This window comes from Cutibacterium acnes (assembly GCF_003030305.1).
In the GTDB taxonomy this organism is placed as follows: Bacteria; Actinomycetota; Actinomycetes; order Propionibacteriales; family Propionibacteriaceae; genus Cutibacterium; species Cutibacterium acnes.
In genome coordinates, this window is record NZ_CP023676.1 from 2,270,158 (window position 1) to 2,285,969 (window position 15,812).

The 15,812-nt window shown below is 61.2% G+C and carries 16 protein-coding genes; 14 read left to right on the plus strand and 2 right to left on the minus strand.

The window, feature by feature from the left end:
• Positions 1-233 precede the first annotated feature (233 nt).
• The 5 genes from CPA42_RS11395 (at position 234) to CPA42_RS11415 (ending at position 5,959) form a co-directional block, all read left to right on the plus strand.
• Positions 234-1,901 carry a peptide ABC transporter substrate-binding protein gene (locus tag CPA42_RS11395; protein ID WP_002516197.1) on the plus strand — a complete coding sequence of 556 codons (1,668 nt, stop codon included), beginning with the start codon at positions 234-236 and terminating at the stop codon, positions 1,899-1,901.
• A gap of 72 nt (positions 1,902-1,973) precedes the next feature.
• Complete coding sequence (locus tag CPA42_RS11400) at positions 1,974-2,897, plus strand: ABC transporter permease (protein ID WP_002516306.1); 924 nt, start codon at positions 1,974-1,976, stop codon at positions 2,895-2,897.
• 46 nt (positions 2,898-2,943) lie between these two features.
• Positions 2,944-3,861, plus strand: coding sequence for an ABC transporter permease (locus CPA42_RS11405; protein WP_002519534.1), 918 nt, complete (start codon positions 2,944-2,946; stop codon positions 3,859-3,861).
• Positions 3,862-3,906: 45 nt separating this feature from the next.
• Positions 3,907-4,908 (plus strand): ABC transporter ATP-binding protein, encoded by a 1,002-nt coding sequence (locus CPA42_RS11410; protein WP_002516303.1) that lies wholly within the window; start codon positions 3,907-3,909, stop codon positions 4,906-4,908.
• Positions 4,898-5,959 carry an ABC transporter ATP-binding protein gene (locus CPA42_RS11415; protein ID WP_002516371.1) on the plus strand — a complete coding sequence of 354 codons (1,062 nt, stop codon included), beginning with the start codon at positions 4,898-4,900 and terminating at the stop codon, positions 5,957-5,959. The genes CPA42_RS11410 and CPA42_RS11415 overlap by 11 nt, the downstream gene beginning before the upstream one ends.
• A gap of 227 nt (positions 5,960-6,186) precedes the next feature.
• On the opposite strand, the gene CPA42_RS11420 is transcribed toward CPA42_RS11415, so the two are convergent.
• A complete protein-coding gene (locus tag CPA42_RS11420) occupies positions 6,187-6,432 on the minus strand; it encodes a type B 50S ribosomal protein L31 (RefSeq protein WP_002516274.1) in 246 nt (81 codons plus the stop codon).
• 96 nt (positions 6,433-6,528) lie between these two features.
• On the opposite strand from CPA42_RS11420, the gene rpmB reads away from it, so the two are divergent.
• From rpmB to CPA42_RS11445, 5 genes are all read left to right on the plus strand, one after another.
• Positions 6,529-6,765, plus strand: a complete 237-nt coding sequence (gene rpmB, locus CPA42_RS11425) for a 50S ribosomal protein L28 (protein WP_002516344.1) — start codon at positions 6,529-6,531, stop codon at positions 6,763-6,765.
• On the plus strand, positions 6,765-6,935 hold the full coding sequence (gene rpmG, locus CPA42_RS11430; protein WP_002516218.1) for a 50S ribosomal protein L33: 171 nt from the start codon (positions 6,765-6,767) through the stop codon (positions 6,933-6,935). Before rpmB ends, rpmG begins: the two co-directional genes overlap by 1 nt.
• Entirely contained in the window at positions 6,935-7,240 is a 306-nt protein-coding gene (rpsN, locus tag CPA42_RS11435; protein ID WP_002516294.1) for a 30S ribosomal protein S14, read from the plus strand. The genes rpmG and rpsN overlap by 1 nt, the downstream gene beginning before the upstream one ends.
• A 4-nt stretch (positions 7,241-7,244) precedes the next feature.
• Positions 7,245-7,415: a 50S ribosomal protein L32 gene (gene rpmF / locus CPA42_RS11440; RefSeq protein ID WP_002514596.1), complete on the plus strand. Its 171-nt coding sequence runs from the start codon at positions 7,245-7,247 to the stop codon at positions 7,413-7,415.
• Positions 7,416-7,492: 77 nt separating this feature from the next.
• Complete coding sequence (locus CPA42_RS11445; RefSeq protein ID WP_002519535.1) at positions 7,493-7,858, plus strand: FKBP-type peptidyl-prolyl cis-trans isomerase; 366 nt, start codon at positions 7,493-7,495, stop codon at positions 7,856-7,858.
• Between the two features lie 12 nt (positions 7,859-7,870).
• Here CPA42_RS11445 and CPA42_RS11450 read toward each other — a convergent pair whose 3' ends face one another.
• On the minus strand, positions 7,871-9,742 hold the full coding sequence (locus CPA42_RS11450; RefSeq protein ID WP_002519712.1) for a glycoside hydrolase family 3 protein: 1,872 nt from the start codon (positions 9,740-9,742) through the stop codon (positions 7,871-7,873).
• A gap of 236 nt (positions 9,743-9,978) precedes the next feature.
• Between CPA42_RS11450 and CPA42_RS11460 the strand changes: the two genes are divergently transcribed.
• From CPA42_RS11460 to hutI, 4 genes are read left to right on the plus strand one after another with little or no spacing between them, the layout of a single operon-like run.
• Positions 9,979-12,006, plus strand: coding sequence for a urocanate hydratase (locus CPA42_RS11460; protein ID WP_002525310.1), 2,028 nt, complete (start codon positions 9,979-9,981; stop codon positions 12,004-12,006).
• Positions 12,006-13,202, plus strand: a complete 1,197-nt coding sequence (locus CPA42_RS11465; RefSeq protein WP_002516352.1) for an allantoate amidohydrolase — start codon at positions 12,006-12,008, stop codon at positions 13,200-13,202. Before CPA42_RS11460 ends, CPA42_RS11465 begins: the two co-directional genes overlap by 1 nt.
• Positions 13,199-14,539, plus strand: coding sequence for a formimidoylglutamate deiminase (locus CPA42_RS11470; protein ID WP_002516248.1), 1,341 nt, complete (start codon positions 13,199-13,201; stop codon positions 14,537-14,539). The genes CPA42_RS11465 and CPA42_RS11470 overlap by 4 nt, the downstream gene beginning before the upstream one ends.
• A complete protein-coding gene (gene hutI / locus CPA42_RS11475) occupies positions 14,536-15,726 on the plus strand; it encodes an imidazolonepropionase (protein WP_002516336.1) in 1,191 nt (396 codons plus the stop codon). The genes CPA42_RS11470 and hutI overlap by 4 nt, the downstream gene beginning before the upstream one ends.
• Positions 15,727-15,812: the final 86 nt, after the last annotated feature.

Sequence of the window (15,812 nt, forward strand, 5' to 3'; positions counted from 1 at the left end):
GCACGACGATCTGTGTTCCGAAACCCCTAAAGCCTGCGATGACGCGGTGGACTACCCCAGATATCTCCACATCGTGAGACTGACGTCCACCCAATCGAATAATTATACACATGTTTCAATATGGTCACGATCTTGTATCAGCCTTACGAAACGGCTGACGAATGACGCTTCGCGATGGCATGGTGTCCCGAAACCGTCGGTTGGATGCCGACGTGACGTGAGAAGGAGACACCATGCGTCACATGAGGCCACTCATTGCGCTGTCCCTCGCAGGTTTGATGACGCTGTCAGCCTGCGGCGAGGATGTCGCGGCCAAGGATGACTCGGCTGCCGGATCGTCAGCCGCCGGCGGCAGCAATAACAGCGCCCCGGCCAAAGACGGCGGATCAATCACCGTTCGCGGCTGTACCCCACAGAACCCGCTCATTCCGTCCAACACCAACGAGACCTGCGGCGGAAATGTCCTCGACGCCGTCACAGCCCGCCTTATCCATTACAACCCTGACACCGCCAAGCCGGAGATGGACATCGCCCAGTCCATCGAGACCAAGGACAACCAGAACTTCACCGTCAAGATCAAGCCGGGATACAAGTTCTCCGACGGCACCAAGGTCAAGGCTCAGAATTTCGTCGCCGGTTGGAACTGGGCCGCCTACGGCCCCAATGCCCAGCAGTCCGGCTACTTCTTCGAGCCGATCGAGGGGTACGCCGACGAACAGTGTGGTGACGAAGCTTGTAAAACCAAGCCCAAGGTCAAGACCATGAGCGGCCTCAAAGTCGTTGACGACCACACCTTCACCATCAAAACCACCGAAAAGGTCTCTAACCTCAAGGTACGTTTGGGCTACACCGCCTTCGCCCCACTGCCGGATGCCTTCCTCAAGGATCCGACCAACAAGAAGTGGGAGAAGATGCCAATCGGCGCCGGGCCATACAAGGTCACCGACAACACCGCCACCGCGATCACCGTCGCCAAGAATGAGAACTACGCCGGGGCGTACCAAGGCCACGTCGACAAGGTCACCTTCAAGATCTACAACGACGCCAGTCCGGCCTACAACGACACGGTCGCCAACAACCTCGACATCAACGACCTCGTCCCGACCGACCAGCTCACCAACGACCAGTGGAAGAGTGACCTGTCTGGCCGCTGGGCCATCCGTCAGTCGGGCATCAACCAGACACTGACCTACTCCGGCAAGGACAAGCAGCTGGCCAGCAACAAGGACCTAGTTAAGGCCCTTGGCATGGACATCGACCGCGAGACCATCACGAAGCAGATTTTCGCTGGCTCCCGAACCCCCGCTGATAGCTGGGTCTCCCCCGTCGTCGACGGGTACAAGAAAGACCAATGTGGCCAGATGTGCAAGTACGACAAGGACAAAGCCGTCGAGCTGTACAAGAAGTCCGGTGGGTACAAGGGCACCCTGACCATTGCGGTCAACGGTGATGGCGACCACAAGGCATGGTCTCAGGCGATCTGCAACGGCTGGAAGAACGACCTTGGCCTCAAGTGCCAGCTCAAGGTCACCCCGGACTTCAAGACCCTGCGCGACATGATCACCAAGCGCCAGCTCCAGGGCTTCTTCCGCACCGGATGGCAGATGGATTACCCCTCCATCGAGAACTTCTTGACCCCGATGTACGCCACCGGCGCCTCAAGCAACGACAACGACTACTCGAACAAGGCCTTCGACGCCAAGCTCGCAGACGCCCCTGCCGCTACCAACACTGGGGAAGCCAACAAGCTGTACCAGGAGGCCGAGAAGATGCTGGTGGAGGACCCACCCAACATCCCGCTGTGGACGACCTCGACCCCATTCGCGTGGTCAAACAAGGTCGCCAATGTCAAGCTCACTCCATTCGGCACGATTGATTTCCAGTCGGTCAGCGTGAAGTGATTCATCCGTGATGACGCACCCGTCGGTCTGCCGAATTAGTCTCGACGGACCGACGGTGGCGTGAGGAACACCATGTCCAGATACATCGTCAGACGCATCCTCCAGATGATTCCGGTGCTCATCGGGACGACGTTCATCATTTTCTGTTTGGTCTTTGCCTTGCCCGGTGACCCTACGGCCGGACGATGCGGTGAACGCCCTTGCCCGCCCTCCTACGTCGCGGCATTCCGGGCCGAATACAACCTCGACAAACCACTACTCGTCCAGTACGGCCTGTACTTGGAGAAACTGTTGCACGGAAACCTCGGCGTCGACTATTACGGCAACACCGTCGTCTCAGAGCTCGGTGCCCGCTACCCCGTGACGATCAAGCTGGCGATCATCGCCCTGCTCGTTGAGATCGTCATTGGCATCCTCGCCGGTGCGTGGGCGGGTGTGCGACGCGGCAAATTCATCGACTATTTCGTCCTGGTGTCCTCGCTCGTCGTCATTTCAATCCCGATCTTCGTCATCGGTTCGCTGGCACAGCTTGTCTTCGGTCTGCGGCTGGGCTGGTTCCCAGTGACAGCCGGGGACGGCTCATGGGGAGCACTCGTCCTGCCAGGACTCGTGCTGGGAGCGTTGTCAGTGGCCTACGTGGCCCGCCTGACAAGGTCGAACCTGCTGGAAAACCAGCGAGCCGACTACGTGCGCACCGCCAAGGCTAAGGGCATGTCGCCGTCACGGATCGTGACTGTGCACACCCTGCGCAACTCCCTCATCCCCGTGATCACCTTCATCGGGTATGACTTCGGTGCCCTTATGGGTGGTGCCATCGTCACCGAGCGCATCTTCAACATCAACGGGATCGGCAATTACGTCTACCGGTCGATCAACCAACGCGACGGTGTCTCGGTGGTCGGTGCGGTGACCTGCCTCGTGTTGGTATATCTGCTCGCAAACCTCCTCGTCGACCTGCTGTACGGGGTACTCGACCCGAGGATTAGCCATGACTGAATCACGTACGAACCTTTCCCCGCTCGGCTCTAGCGGTCCTGAGGCCATGGCCGATCCCACGCCCGGCGAGAACGATGTACTGGGCAACTCCAAGCCGCGCTCGGTGTGGAATGACGCCTGGGATTCCCTTGAACGCAACCCCCTGTTCTGGATATCGGTGACTCTTATCGTCGTCTTTCTGGTCATGGCGGCCGTCCCGGCTATCTTCACCTCGAAGGACCCCACCGACTGCAACCTGTCAGCGGCCCGGCACATCCCTTCGGCGGTACACTGGTTTGGTACCGATATCCAGGGGTGTGACGTGTACTCCCGGACGGTGTACGGGGCCAGATCGTCGATCCTTGTCGGCGTTCTCGCCACCTTGGGAACGACCATTCTCGGTGCCTTCATCGGTCTGGTTGCGGGCTTCCGCGGCGGCTGGCTCGACACCCTGCTGAGCCGAACCGGCGACGTTTTCTACGCCATCCCGCTGCTGCTCGGCGGCATCATCACCTTGTACACCTTTCCCAACGAGCCTGGCACCCCGTATCTCGTCATGGTGCTCAAAGTGGTGGGGGCGATCATCATCCTCGGTTGGCCGTCCATCGCACGACTTATGAGGTCGTCGGTGCTTCAGGTACTACCACACGACTACGTACAGGCAGCTCGCGCGCTCGGGGCGTCGTCGTGGCGAATCATCCGCTCGCACATCCTGCCCAATGCCGTCGCCCCGGTAATCGTAGTGGCCACCATCAATCTGGGTGCTTACATCGCCATCGAGGCGACACTGAGCTATCTGGGCATCGGCCTGCAAGAACCAGCCATCTCGTGGGGTGTGTCGATTTCTGACGCCTCCGGGTTGGGATACGTCCGGTCGGCACCGTTCATGCTGCTGTTCCCGTCACTATTCCTGTCTCTGGCGGTGCTGGCGTTCATCTTCCTTGGCGAGGCGGCACAGGACGCCTTCGACCCCAAACAGCACTGAGGTTTCGACATGGCACGAAAGACACTCACGCCCGCTCGTCTTCACATGGAACCGGTTGACGGGCTGCTCCTTAAAGTCGACGACCTGCACGTGGAGTTCCGCACCCGTGACGGGGTAGCCAAGGCCATCAACGGGACGAGCTTCACCTTGTCTGAACGCGAAACCCTCGCCATTCTCGGTGAATCAGGGTCGGGTAAATCGGTGACTGCACAGGCAATTATGGGCATCCTCGAATCCCCTCCAGCCCAGATCACTGGCGGGCGGATTGAGTACTGCGGGGTAGACCTGCTGACGGTGCCGGAAAAGAAACGTCGTCAGATCCGTGGCGAGCACATCTCGATGATCTTCCAGGACGCGTTGTCGTCGCTGAACCCGGTATTCCCGGTCGGATGGCAGATCGCCGAAATGTTCCGTGTTCACCGCGGTATGAACCGCTCTGATTCGATGTCCGAGGCGATCCGCCTCATGGAGAGGGTTCATATTCCCGCCGCCAAGGAGCGTGCCAACAACTACCCACACCAGTTCTCTGGCGGTATGCGTCAGCGCATCATGATTGCGATAGCGATCGCACTCAACCCGTGGGTGCTCATCGCCGACGAGCCGACGACGGCCCTCGACGTCACTGTTCAAGCCCAGATCATGACCCTGCTCAAAGAGCTCCAGGAGGAGTCCGGCATGGGGTTGATCCTCATCACCCATGATCTTGGGGTGGTAGCCGACGTGGCCGACGACATCGCGGTCATGTACTGCGGTCGGTTCGTCGAGCACGCTGACGTCCGCCGTCTCTACGACAACCCCGCCCACCCGTATACCGTCGGTCTGCTGGATTCCATCCCGCGCCTGGACCAAAAGGGACACGAGCTATACGCCATCGGCGGTCTGCCGCCATCCCTAACGAACCTGCCATCAGGGTGCTCCTTCCACCCGCGCTGCCGCTGGGCTACCGAGGAATGCCGCGTCGGCGGCGCTCCCCAGTTCGTCGAAGTCGAGCCCGGACGCTGGGCCGCCTGCCACCACACCGAGGAGGTCCTCCGTCGTGACCGTTAAGACCACAGCCGACAAAGCTAAACCCATTTTGTCGGTACGTGACCTCACCAAGCATTACCCGCTCAAATCCGGCGTGGTGCGCCATACCGTCGGCTACGTCAAGGCTGTCGACGGGGTCAGTTTCAACCTCTATCCTGGCGAGACACTCGGTGTCGTCGGAGAGTCTGGGTGCGGCAAGTCCACGCTGGGGCGTCTGCTGGTAAACCTCGAGCCGCCGACGTCGGGCACGATCACCTTCGAGGGACGCGACGTGACGAATCTCACGGGATCGGCGATGCGCAAACTGCGTCGTGACATTCAGATCGTCTTTCAAGACCCGTATACCTCGTTGGATCCGCGTATGACGGTGGGGGACATCGTCGGTGAAGCGTTCCGAATCCATCCTGACGCTGTACCGCGTCGCAAGCGAACCGAGCGGGTCAAAGAGTTGCTCGACCTCGTCGGGCTTAACCCGGAGCACATCAACCGCTACCCGCACGAGTTCTCCGGCGGCCAGCGCCAGCGCATCGGAATCGCCCGCGGCATTGCCCTGAATCCCAAGGTGCTGGTGTGCGATGAGCCGGTGTCAGCGCTGGATGTTTCGGTGCAGGCTCAGGTCGTCAACCTGCTACAGAAATTGCAGCGGGAACTGGGGATGGCGTACATCTTCATCGCCCACGACCTGTCGGTGGTGCGCCACATCTCCGATCGTGTGGCCGTCATGTACCTCGGGAGGATCATGGAGATTGGTGACGAGGAGCAGATCTACGAACGTTCCACTCACCCGTATACCCAGGCCCTGCTCTCGGCGGTGCCGGTGTCCGATCCCTCGGCGCGAGGTATGCGTCACCAGATCCTGCTACATGGCGATGTGCCCTCCCCGGCAAATCCGCCCTCCGGGTGTCGCTTTCACACCAGGTGCTGGCGGGCGCAACCGTTGTGCTCGGAAAAGGAGACCACCCTGACGATGCACGCCGACGGTCACGGCGAACATGCTTGCCGGTGTCACTTTGCCGAGATCTTCGAGAAGGCCTCGGACGACATCAGCCCCGTCTCTCGCAAGGAGAGCTGACATCGGTACCAACGCCTCACTGAGAACACAAGCACCCGCCACAGTCCACGTGGCGGGTGCTGCATCCAGGGACTGGACGATGCCAGGGATCAGTCGGCATGTCGATCGACAACGGCACACTCTTCATTGTCAATCGAGTCCAGGTCTTCCTGCGTCGTCACCACGTCAATAAATCACCCCCTCAGCCCGTCGTATCCAACGAGAGACGCGTATGCCATCCCGATGTCTCATTTCTTGCCGTAACGCCGGTTGAACTTCTCAACTCGTCCGGCGGTGTCGACAATCTTGGCCTTGCCTGTATAGAACGGGTGGCTGGCCGAGGTGATGTCGACGTCGATGACGGGGTAAGTATTGCCGTCCTGCCACTTGATCTCGGTGGAACTGGTGACCGTTGACCTCGTCAGAAAAGCCGTGTCCGCCGAGATGTCTCTGAAGACCACCGGGTGGTAGTCGGGGTGGATGCCTTGCTTCATCAGTGTCCCTCCAGCTGTGCGTACGACGAGTTCGCATCTCGTCGTCGTCAGTATATGATAATGATTCTCATATGCAACCCATGGTAGGAGATACCCATGTCACGACGCTGTCAGGTCCGCGGCACCAAGCCAGAATTCGGCAACAACGTCTCGCACTCCCAACGTCACATCAAACGCCGCTGGAACCCTAATATCCAAAAGAAGCGCTACTGGGTGCCCTCGTTGGGTAGAAAAGTCACCCTGACTCTGACCCCCAAAGCAATCAAGGAGATCGATCGCCGCGGCGTAGATATTGTCGTCGCCGAGATGCTCACACGAGGAGAGAAAATCTAATGGCCAAAAAGACCACACAGCTGCGCCCAATCATCAAGCTACGGTCGACAGCTGGAACCGGTTACACCTACGTCACCCGTAAAAACCGACGCAATACCCCGGATCGTCTCGTCCTCAAAAAATTCGATCCCATCGTGCGTCGTCACATTGAGTTCAAGGAGGCCCGCTAATGGCCAAAAAGTCCAAGATTGTCGCCCAGAAGAAACGTGAGAAGCTCGTAGCCCAATACGCCGAAAGGCGCGCCGAACTCAAGGCCATCATGAAGTGCCCAACTGCCTCATTGGACGAACGCATGGAGGCATCGCGTAAACTGTCTCGCCTGCCGCGCGATTCATCCCCCGTGCGGTTACGTAACCGTGACCAAGTCGACGGGCGTCCCCGCGGCTACGTTGGCAAGGCCGGTGTGTCCCGTGCCCGTTTCCGTGAGATGGCCCACCGCGGCGAACTCCCCGGAATCACGAAGTCAAGCTGGTGAAGCCATGGCAGTACCGAAGCGAAAGAAGTCCCGTTCGACCACGCGTCATAGGCGGGCCCAGTGGAAGACCACGCCAACACAGTTGGTTGAGATCCGCGTTGAGGGCAAGGTCCTGCGCGTCCCGCGAAATCTGGTCAAGGCCTACCACTCTGGGCTGATCGACGTCGAGGACTGAACCCTGGGAGCCTGGACGGTCCAGCATGACTGCTCAGGCTCATTACCAAAACGCGTCGATCCCGTAGGGTTGTCGTCATGAGCAAGCCCGAAGTGACCCTGCCCGATTCCGCCCCCGACGACCTCGTCGTTGAGGACATCACCATCGGCGACGGCCCTGAAGCGTCCGCTGGCAACCTCGTCGAAGTGCACTACGTCGGCGTGGCCTTAAGCAATGGTCGTGAGTTCGATTCTTCCTGGAACCGCGGTGAGCCGCTGACCTTCCAACTAGGGGCTGGCCAGGTGATCCCCGGGTGGGATGAAGGTGTCCAAGGTATGAAGGTCGGTGGACGACGCAAACTCGTCATCCCCCACCACCTTGCTTACGGTCCGCAAGGAATCTCCGGTGTGATCGCTGGCGGTGAGACGCTGGTCTTCGTCTGCGACCTTGTCAACGTCATCTGACGTGACCCCCGCTCAAGCAGTCTTCGCGCCCGGGCCCTCATAGGGTCCGGGCGTCGCGCGGTAGCTGAGCCCGAAACCGCGCGGAAAAGCTGTGCCTCCGTTCGGGTCGGGCACCCGTACCGGAAGTCGCCCCACCGGGTTTCGTCCAGCCATCATCGCGACAGCCGCAACCATGCTCACCTTGCGGTTGGAGTAGACAGCTAGTGCGGCATGCGGGCGATGAGTCATCGCCACGTCGTACGGGGTCCCTGTCATAATCTCCACGACCGGATTCCCGGTCCGCGCCAGAGCCTTAACCATGGCGTCCTGGGCATCTCCACGTTTCAACCCGTGCGTGACCACGATGACGGCATCAACACCGACAGTCACCGCTTTCTCGACATCGGCTGTCGTCGGTTCCTGTCCGGTTGACGGAACAAGAATCGGGGTGAATCCGGCCAAGCGCAACGGCTCGACGAGGTACTCCGGATTACCCCGACGTGTTCCGGTGACGAGCACCCGTGACGGCTTGAGCGGCAGAGTGCCGTCATTGACCAGCATCGTCACCGACCTGGCAGCGATGTCGTCAGCAACCTTGCGGCCAGATCGTACCTCACGATCGGCCGCCGCGAGGTCAACCGGCCTGCCCGTAATGCAGCGACGCCGCTTCCAAGAGAGGATGCGCAGCACCGATTCGTCGAGACGCCGCTCGCTAACCCGACCGTCCGCGATAGCCCTCCGCATCGCTGTGACGACGGCATCAGCGTCATGGGGGTTCAGCAAAATGTCGGATCCGGCTTCGAAAGCCTGCACCGCAACACGCCCCCGGATCGGTTTCATAAAGGCGTTGAACTCGGCACTCGCATGCCCCTCATCGGCCGCCGTGGGGTCATTGCCCTCGGCGTCGGCAGCAGCCTTGAGCCTGGTATACGTGCCCTTCTCGTCCTCGGTCATGACCGCAAGCTGGGCGCCCTCCATGTCCAGGGCGTCGGTGGTGATGATGCCGCGATACCCCATCTGTTCGCGCAGCAGGCCAGTAAGCACTTTCTTCGACAGGGTGGCCGGCATCGTCGGGTCCAAGGTCTTAACGATGATGTGGGCTGTCATGATCATGTCCACTTCCGCGCTGATCGCCATGCGGAAGGGCACCAGGTGACGCTCCAGGGTAGTGCGACCGTACTCCACGACCGGAAGACCAAGATGGGAGTCGATCTGGGTATCACCATGACCTGGGAAATGCTTGGCGGTGGCCGCAACCCCTCTGGATTGAATGCCGCGAATCTGCTCGACGCCGAGTACCCCGACGCGCACCGGATCGTCCCCCATGGACCTCACCCCGATTACGGGATTGGCTGGGTTAGTGTTGACGTCAACGTCCGGGGCGAAGTCCACGTTAATGCCCAGGGCAGCCAGCTCGCGACCGAGCACCGCGCCTTGGGCACGCGCAGCGCGCGGGTCATTGACAGCACCCAGCGCCATATTCCCTGGAAATTCGGTGGCCGGGGAGGTAATCCGCGCGACGATACCGCCCTCCTGATCGACAGCGATGGCCAACGGCGCCGTCGACGACGTCCTCGCCGCCTCTTGCAGGCCGTTGGAAAGGTGGGCGACGGCGGCCGGATTCGTGGGCGTCGAGATGTTACCGGACCAGTTGAAGTACAGCACCCCGCCAAGGTGGTACTTCTGCACGGCCTGGGCCGGAGTGCGGACGTCATCGCCAAAGGCCAGCTGATTCTTCCTCGCCATTGAAGCGTCGTCAGCGCTGGCACCGAAGACATGGGTCCATAGCACTTGACCGATCTTCTGGTCCAAGGTCATGGAGGCGAGCTGAGACCGGGTGTCATCCGCTGCCGCTCGCGACAGCGGAAGGGCTGATGCCGCAAAGGCTCCAGCCGCGGCGGCCATGACAGTGCGTCGTTTCACGGTACTTCTCCTCATGTTGTGTTCTCGTCTGGAGTTGTGCCAACGGCTGAGGCTGACCAGTCTAAGCAGGTCGGTTCGCATGACATCTCCACCCGTAGTGATACGGTCAATGGTGTCTCCCTGACGAGACAACCTCCGGCGATCACACCGACGCGATTCGCCCATGGCAATTGTGTGTGCGACCTCGCCAGGATCGTCACGCCACAACGACACCAAGAATGTATTGGGGGAAGCAAACGATGTACGACAACAGCAGCACTACCGCAGCTATGACGATCAAACTCGACGCCGAGTTCCCCCCTGACCCGGTTTTCGAACCCGGTATCCGTCGAGCCCCATCGCGTGGATTCCACCTCACCCCCGATCAGACCAAGATCGCGCTGCGCAATGCTCTGCGTTATCTACCCCCGGAGTTGCACGAGAAGGCTGTTCCGGAGTTCCTCGAGGAATTGCGTACGTATGGCCGCATCTACGCTTACCGGTGGCGTCCAGCCGGGCATATCAAGGGACGCCCAATCGACGATTACGAGGGTCGTTGTACCGAGGGCAAGGCCTTCCAGGTGCAGATTGACAATAACCTCGACTTCGACGTCGCCCTCTATCCCTACGAACTCGTCACCTATGGCGAGACCGGTAGCGTCTGCCAGAATTGGCTGCAGTACCGGCTCATCAAGAAATACCTCTCCCAGCTCACCGAGGACACCACCTTGGTCGTCATGAGCGGTCACCCGCTGGGGCTTTTCCCGTCGCGCCCAGAATCCCCGCGTGTCATCATCACCAACTCCCTCATGGTCGGCCATTTCGACAACCAGAAGGACTGGGAGATCTGTGAGGAGATGGGGGTGGCGAACTATGGACAGATGACCGCCGGCGGCTGGATGTATATTGGCCCGCAGGGCATCGTCCATGGCACCTTCAACACCATTCTCAACGCCGGAAGAATCCGGCTGGGAATTCCCGCTGACGGGGATCTCTCCGGGGTGCTTTTTGTCTCGTCAGGTCTCGGTGGCATGTCCGGGGCCCAGCCCAAGGCCGCCGAGATCGCCCACGCCGTCGGGATCATTGCCGAGGTCGACATGTCGCGCATCCAGACCCGACTGGATCAGGGTTGGGTGGGTCACGTCTCTGACGACCTTGACGAAGTTTTCGCGCTAGCCAAAAAACACATTGACGAACACACCCCAATCTCCATCGCCTACCACGGCAACATCGTCGATCTGTTGAAGTACGCCGTCGACAACAACATCAACATCCCGCTGCTATCGGACCAGACCTCCTGTCATGCCGCTTATGACGGCGGTTACTGCCCGCAGGGGCTGACCTTCGAGCAGCGCACCGAACTGTTGGCCCGCGATCGTGACGAATACGCCCGCCGCGTCAACGAATCCTTGCGCACGCACTACGAGCTCATCCGCACCCTCACCGACCGCGGCACCTATTTCTTCGATTACGGCAACGCCTTCATGGCCACCGTCTTTGAGTCCGGGGTGACCGAGATCGCCAAGGACGGGGACGCCCGCAACGGGTTCATCTGGCCGTCCTACGTTGAGGACATCATGGGCCCGGAACTCTTCGACTACGGCTACGGGCCGTTCCGGTGGGTGTGCCTGTCCGGCAAGCGCGAGGACCTCATTGCCACCGACCATGCCGCGATGGATTGCATCGACCCGAATCGCCGCGGCCAGGATCGCGATAACTACATCTGGATCCGTGACGCCGAGGCTAACAACCTGGTCGTGGGCACCCAGGCGCGCATCCTCTACCAAGATGCTCAAGGCCGTATGGACATCGCCTTGCGATTCAACAAGATGGTCCGCGATGGCGAGATCGGACCGGTCATGCTGGGACGTGATCACCACGATGTCTCCGGGACTGACTCTCCCTTCCGTGAGACCGCCAACATCAAGGACGGCTCTAACGTCATGGCTGATATGGCTACCCAGTGCTTCGCCGGCAATGCCGCCCGCGGCATGAGTCTGGTGACCCTACATAACGGCGGCGGAACCGGCATTGGTAACGCCATCAACGGCGGGTTCGGGCTCGTCCTGGACGGCTCTGAGCGGGTCGACAACGTCATTCGCAGTTCTCTGCTGTGGGATGTCATGTGCGGGGTGGCGCGACGCGGCTGGGCCCGCAACGCTCACTCCATCGAGACGGCCACCGAGTTCAACCACGAGCACAACGACGCCCAAATCACCCTGCCCTACCTGGTAGATGACGCCCTTATTGACGGATTGGTGAAGTGATGACGACCTGGACTGCTGCCAGTCTGCTGGCTGAAATCGCCGCGATTGGACGCAACGAGGACGGCTCTTATTCGCGGTTTTGCCTACGTCCCGAGGAGGTGGCGCTGCGGGAATGGTTCGTCGCAAAGGCCACCGAGTTGGGGCTGGCGATCGTCACGGACGCGAACGCTAACATCTGGGCGTGGTGGGGAACTCCGGGTCCCGACGCCGTCCTGACGGGGTCCCACCTGGATTCTGTGCCCGGCGGTGGAGCCTACGACGGGCCTCTCGGCGTCGTCTCGTCATTGGTGGCTGTGGCGAAGATGCAAGAAGCCGGGATCATGCCGGCGAAACCTTTCGCAGTCGTCGCCATGGCTGACGAAGAGGGCGCCCGGTTCGGAATGCCCTGTTTGGGGTCGCGGCTGGCGTCGGGCAAGCTCAGCAAAGCTGAGGCCCACACGCTCGTCGCTCGAGATGGGCAGTCCTTGCCGGACGCGTGGCGAGAGGCCGGCTTGAACCCCGATCTCATGGGTCCCGACGACGTTCTGCTTGAGGCATCCTGCTTTGTTGAATTGCACGTTGAGCAAGGGCGAGGTCTGGCGGATGTGGGACACCCGGTCGCAATTGCCACCGCGGTACGACCACATGGACGTTGGCGTGCCGAGTTCACCGGCCAGGGAAACCACGCCGGAACGACCCTCATACCCGATCGTCATGACCCGGTCGTCCCGATGGCGCAGACCATACTGGCAGCCCGGGAGGCAGCAGAACGCGAGGGTTGCGTGACGACGGTCGGGCGGATCAACGTCGAGCCAGGTGGTACCAACGTCATTGCCTCGGCCGCGACGATGTGGCTGGACTGCCGAGCCGAGGAATCACAGACCGTCACCAAAGTCGTCGAGGACATCCAGCAGGCCTCAGAAACTGCCGCTGACAAGCAGGGGTGCCAGGTTGTCTGGACCCGCGAGTCGTGGACCGATCGCACCGCATTCGACCTGCGCGCGCGGATGCTACAGATCCTCGGCGAGGACATCCCCCAGCTATCCACCGGGGCTGGCCATGACGCCGCAACGTTAGCGACGACGATGCCTACCGGGATGCTCTTCGTCCGCAATCCCACCGGGGCTTCTCACTGCCCCGCAGAATCAGCGAGTGACGCCGACTGCGAAGCCGGGGCCGAAGCGCTGCAAACCGTGCTAGAGGAGCTCGTCAAATGAGCACATGGTTTTTCCCGAGCGCCCTGGTAGAGGGGCGGATTGCGCACAACGTGCGCGTCCAAAGCCAGAACGGCGTCATCACTGCGGTGACGATAGGGGCCGAACCTCATCGACACACCTTCGATGGGGTCGCTGTGCCGGGATTCGCCAATACTCACTCCCATATTTTCCACCGCGGGCTGCGCGGGGCCGGGGAGGGCGAAGATTTCTGGTCCTGGCGCACCGAAATGTATCGACTAGCCAACCGTCTCGACCCAGACTCCTACTACCGACTGGCGCGAGCTGCCTTTGCTGAGATGGTGGCGGCCGGATACACCAGCGTAGGTGAGTTCCACTACGTCCATCACCAGCCTGACGGGACGCCCTATCGCGATCATGCGATGGAATTAGCCCTTGTCAACGCCGCCATTGAAGCCGGGATTCGCATCACTGTCCTCGACACCTGCTACCTGCACGCCGGACCGGGAGCGTCCCTTGGCGTAGACCAGAAGAGGTTTGGTGACGGTAGCGTCGAGGGGTGGTTGGAGCGTTGGCGCGCGCTGCGTGATGCTCTGCCCGACTCCCCCTTGGTGACGGTGGGCGCAGCTCTACATTCGGTGCGGGCCGTCAGCCCCGACGAGATGGCCACAGCTGTAAGTGGACTACCGGAACGTGTACCCATTCACATCCACGTCTCCGAGCAGCCCCGCGAGAACACCGAATGCTTGGCTGCACATGGCCTGACGCCGACAGCAGTGCTGGACCGAGCTGGGGTGCTCTCCGACCGCACTACCATCATCCATGCCACCCATCTGACCGGCGGCGACATCGCCATGATCGCGGCTTCGGATACCGTCGTCTCACTGTGTCCAACCACCGAGGCCGATCTGGGTGACGGCATCGCGCGGGTCAAGGACCTGCAGGATGCCGGGGTGCGCATGGCAATTGGGACTGACGAGGACGTCATTACCGACCCCTTTACCGAATTGCGGATGCTGGAATCCACTGCTCGCTTGGTCACCGGGACGCGCGGTGTCATTGGTTGTGAGGCGCTGTGGAAAATCGGTACACGAAACGGGGTTGAGAGTCTCCGTCCGGCAGCTGAGCCGCTTCCACGCCAGACTTCCACACCCGGGCCTGGATCCGCTGGGCTGGCCGCCGGGGACCCCGCCGATATTGTCGTCGTCGAGCCGTCATCAGCACGCCTGGCCGGGGTGGACCCGACGCGCTGGCCCCTAGTGGCAACAGCCAATGACGTAGCGGCCACTATCGTCGCTGGGGAGTGGAACCGGCTTGATGCCGCAGTCGCCGAGGACCTGCGCCACGTATTAGACGAACTGAGAGGCCGTGACTCGTGAGCATCGTCATCAATAACATCGGTCTGCTTGTTACCAACGATCCATCTGTCGGTACTGACGAGCTCGGACAAATCCGCAATGCAGCCGTCGTGATCTGCGGGGATCGGATCGCTTGGGTAGGTCCGTCAGCACAGGCTCCGGCGGCCGATCACCAGTCCGATATGGCCGGAGCCTGCGTCATACCAGGTTTCGTCGACTCTCACAGCCACCCGGTTTTCGCCGGTGACCGGAGCGATGAGTTCGACGCGCGGATGAACGGGCAGAGGTACGAGGCTGGCGGGATTTTGCGCACTGTTCGGCGCACTCGGGAGGCTCCCATGGGGTTCCTCGACGCCGTCATGACCGGGATCCTCGACGAAATGGCACGCAGCGGGACGACGACCGTTGAGGCCAAGACGGGGTACGGGCTCGATGTCGAGACGGAGGTCAAGCTGGCGCGTGTGGCCAGTTCTCACACTGACGAGGTCACCTTCTTGGGCGCTCACGTCGTCGCACCTGAGTGCCAGCCTGATGAGTATGTCCGTCTGGTGTGTGGCGAGATGCTGCACGCCGTGCGCCCCTATGTGCGCTGGATTGATGTGTTCTGCGAGACCGGCGCCTTCGACCCCGACCAGACTCTCGAGATCCTGCGCGCTGGCACGGATGCCGGGCTGGGCTTGCGCCTCCATGCAGCCCAGCTAGGCCCCTCCGAGGTCATCCCACAAGCTTGCGAGTTGGGTCTGGCAGCCGTCGATCACTGCACCTTCTTGTCCGATGAAGACATTGACGCTCTCAAGGCCACCGGAACTGTGGCGACCCTGCTTCCGGCCGCAGAGTTCAGCACCAAACAGCCCTACCCTGACGCCCGTCGCCTCTTTGACGCAGGTGTGACGGTCGCGTTGGCTACCGACTGTAATCCCGGCACCGCATTCACCTCGTCGATACCATTCTGCCTTGCCATCGCGGTACGCGAGATGGGTATGACGCCAGAGCAGGCCCTCTGGTCAGCGACTGCAGGCGGTGCCGCGGCACTTCACCGCGATGACGTGGGCGTGGTGAAACCTGGCGCCCGCGCCGATCTGGTGAGCTTGGCCGCCCCGTCGTGGCTGCACCTCATGTATCGCCCAGGTGTCCCCCTCATCGACCGGGTTTGCAAAGCGGGCCGGTTCCTTAGGCTGGACCAACCAAGGCTACGACTCGACGGCTGACATCAGAATCGTCGCTTACCCTCGGCCCGGCGCCGTTCGGCAGCGGATCGGCCACGTTGGTTGCATCGGAGACGACGGGCCCTGAC

What these genes read in the sequence shown, in the direction of transcription:
- rpmG (WP_002516218.1), top strand. Translation starts at nt 6,765, where the DNA reads ATGGCCAAAAAGACCACACAGCTGCGCCCAATCATCAAGCTACGGTCG.
- CPA42_RS11445 (WP_002519535.1), top strand. Translation starts at nt 7,493, where the DNA reads ATGAGCAAGCCCGAAGTGACCCTGCCCGATTCCGCCCCCGACGACCTC.
- CPA42_RS11405 (WP_002519534.1), top strand. Translation starts at nt 2,944, where the DNA reads ATGGCCGATCCCACGCCCGGCGAGAACGATGTACTGGGCAACTCCAAG.
- CPA42_RS11400 (WP_002516306.1), top strand. Translation starts at nt 1,974, where the DNA reads ATGTCCAGATACATCGTCAGACGCATCCTCCAGATGATTCCGGTGCTC.
- CPA42_RS11395 (WP_002516197.1), top strand. Translation starts at nt 234, where the DNA reads ATGCGTCACATGAGGCCACTCATTGCGCTGTCCCTCGCAGGTTTGATG.
- CPA42_RS11420 (WP_002516274.1), bottom strand. Translation starts at nt 6,432, where the DNA reads ATGAAGCAAGGCATCCACCCCGACTACCACCCGGTGGTCTTCAGAGAC.
- CPA42_RS11460 (WP_002525310.1), top strand. Translation starts at nt 9,979, where the DNA reads ATGTATTGGGGGAAGCAAACGATGTACGACAACAGCAGCACTACCGCA.
- CPA42_RS11470 (WP_002516248.1), top strand. Translation starts at nt 13,199, where the DNA reads ATGAGCACATGGTTTTTCCCGAGCGCCCTGGTAGAGGGGCGGATTGCG.
- CPA42_RS11450 (WP_002519712.1), bottom strand. Translation starts at nt 9,742, where the DNA reads ATGGCCGCCGCGGCTGGAGCCTTTGCGGCATCAGCCCTTCCGCTGTCG.
- rpmF (WP_002514596.1), top strand. Translation starts at nt 7,245, where the DNA reads ATGGCAGTACCGAAGCGAAAGAAGTCCCGTTCGACCACGCGTCATAGG.
- CPA42_RS11410 (WP_002516303.1), top strand. Translation starts at nt 3,907, where the DNA reads ATGGAACCGGTTGACGGGCTGCTCCTTAAAGTCGACGACCTGCACGTG.
- rpsN (WP_002516294.1), top strand. Translation starts at nt 6,935, where the DNA reads ATGGCCAAAAAGTCCAAGATTGTCGCCCAGAAGAAACGTGAGAAGCTC.
- rpmB (WP_002516344.1), top strand. Translation starts at nt 6,529, where the DNA reads ATGTCACGACGCTGTCAGGTCCGCGGCACCAAGCCAGAATTCGGCAAC.
- CPA42_RS11465 (WP_002516352.1), top strand. Translation starts at nt 12,006, where the DNA reads ATGACGACCTGGACTGCTGCCAGTCTGCTGGCTGAAATCGCCGCGATT.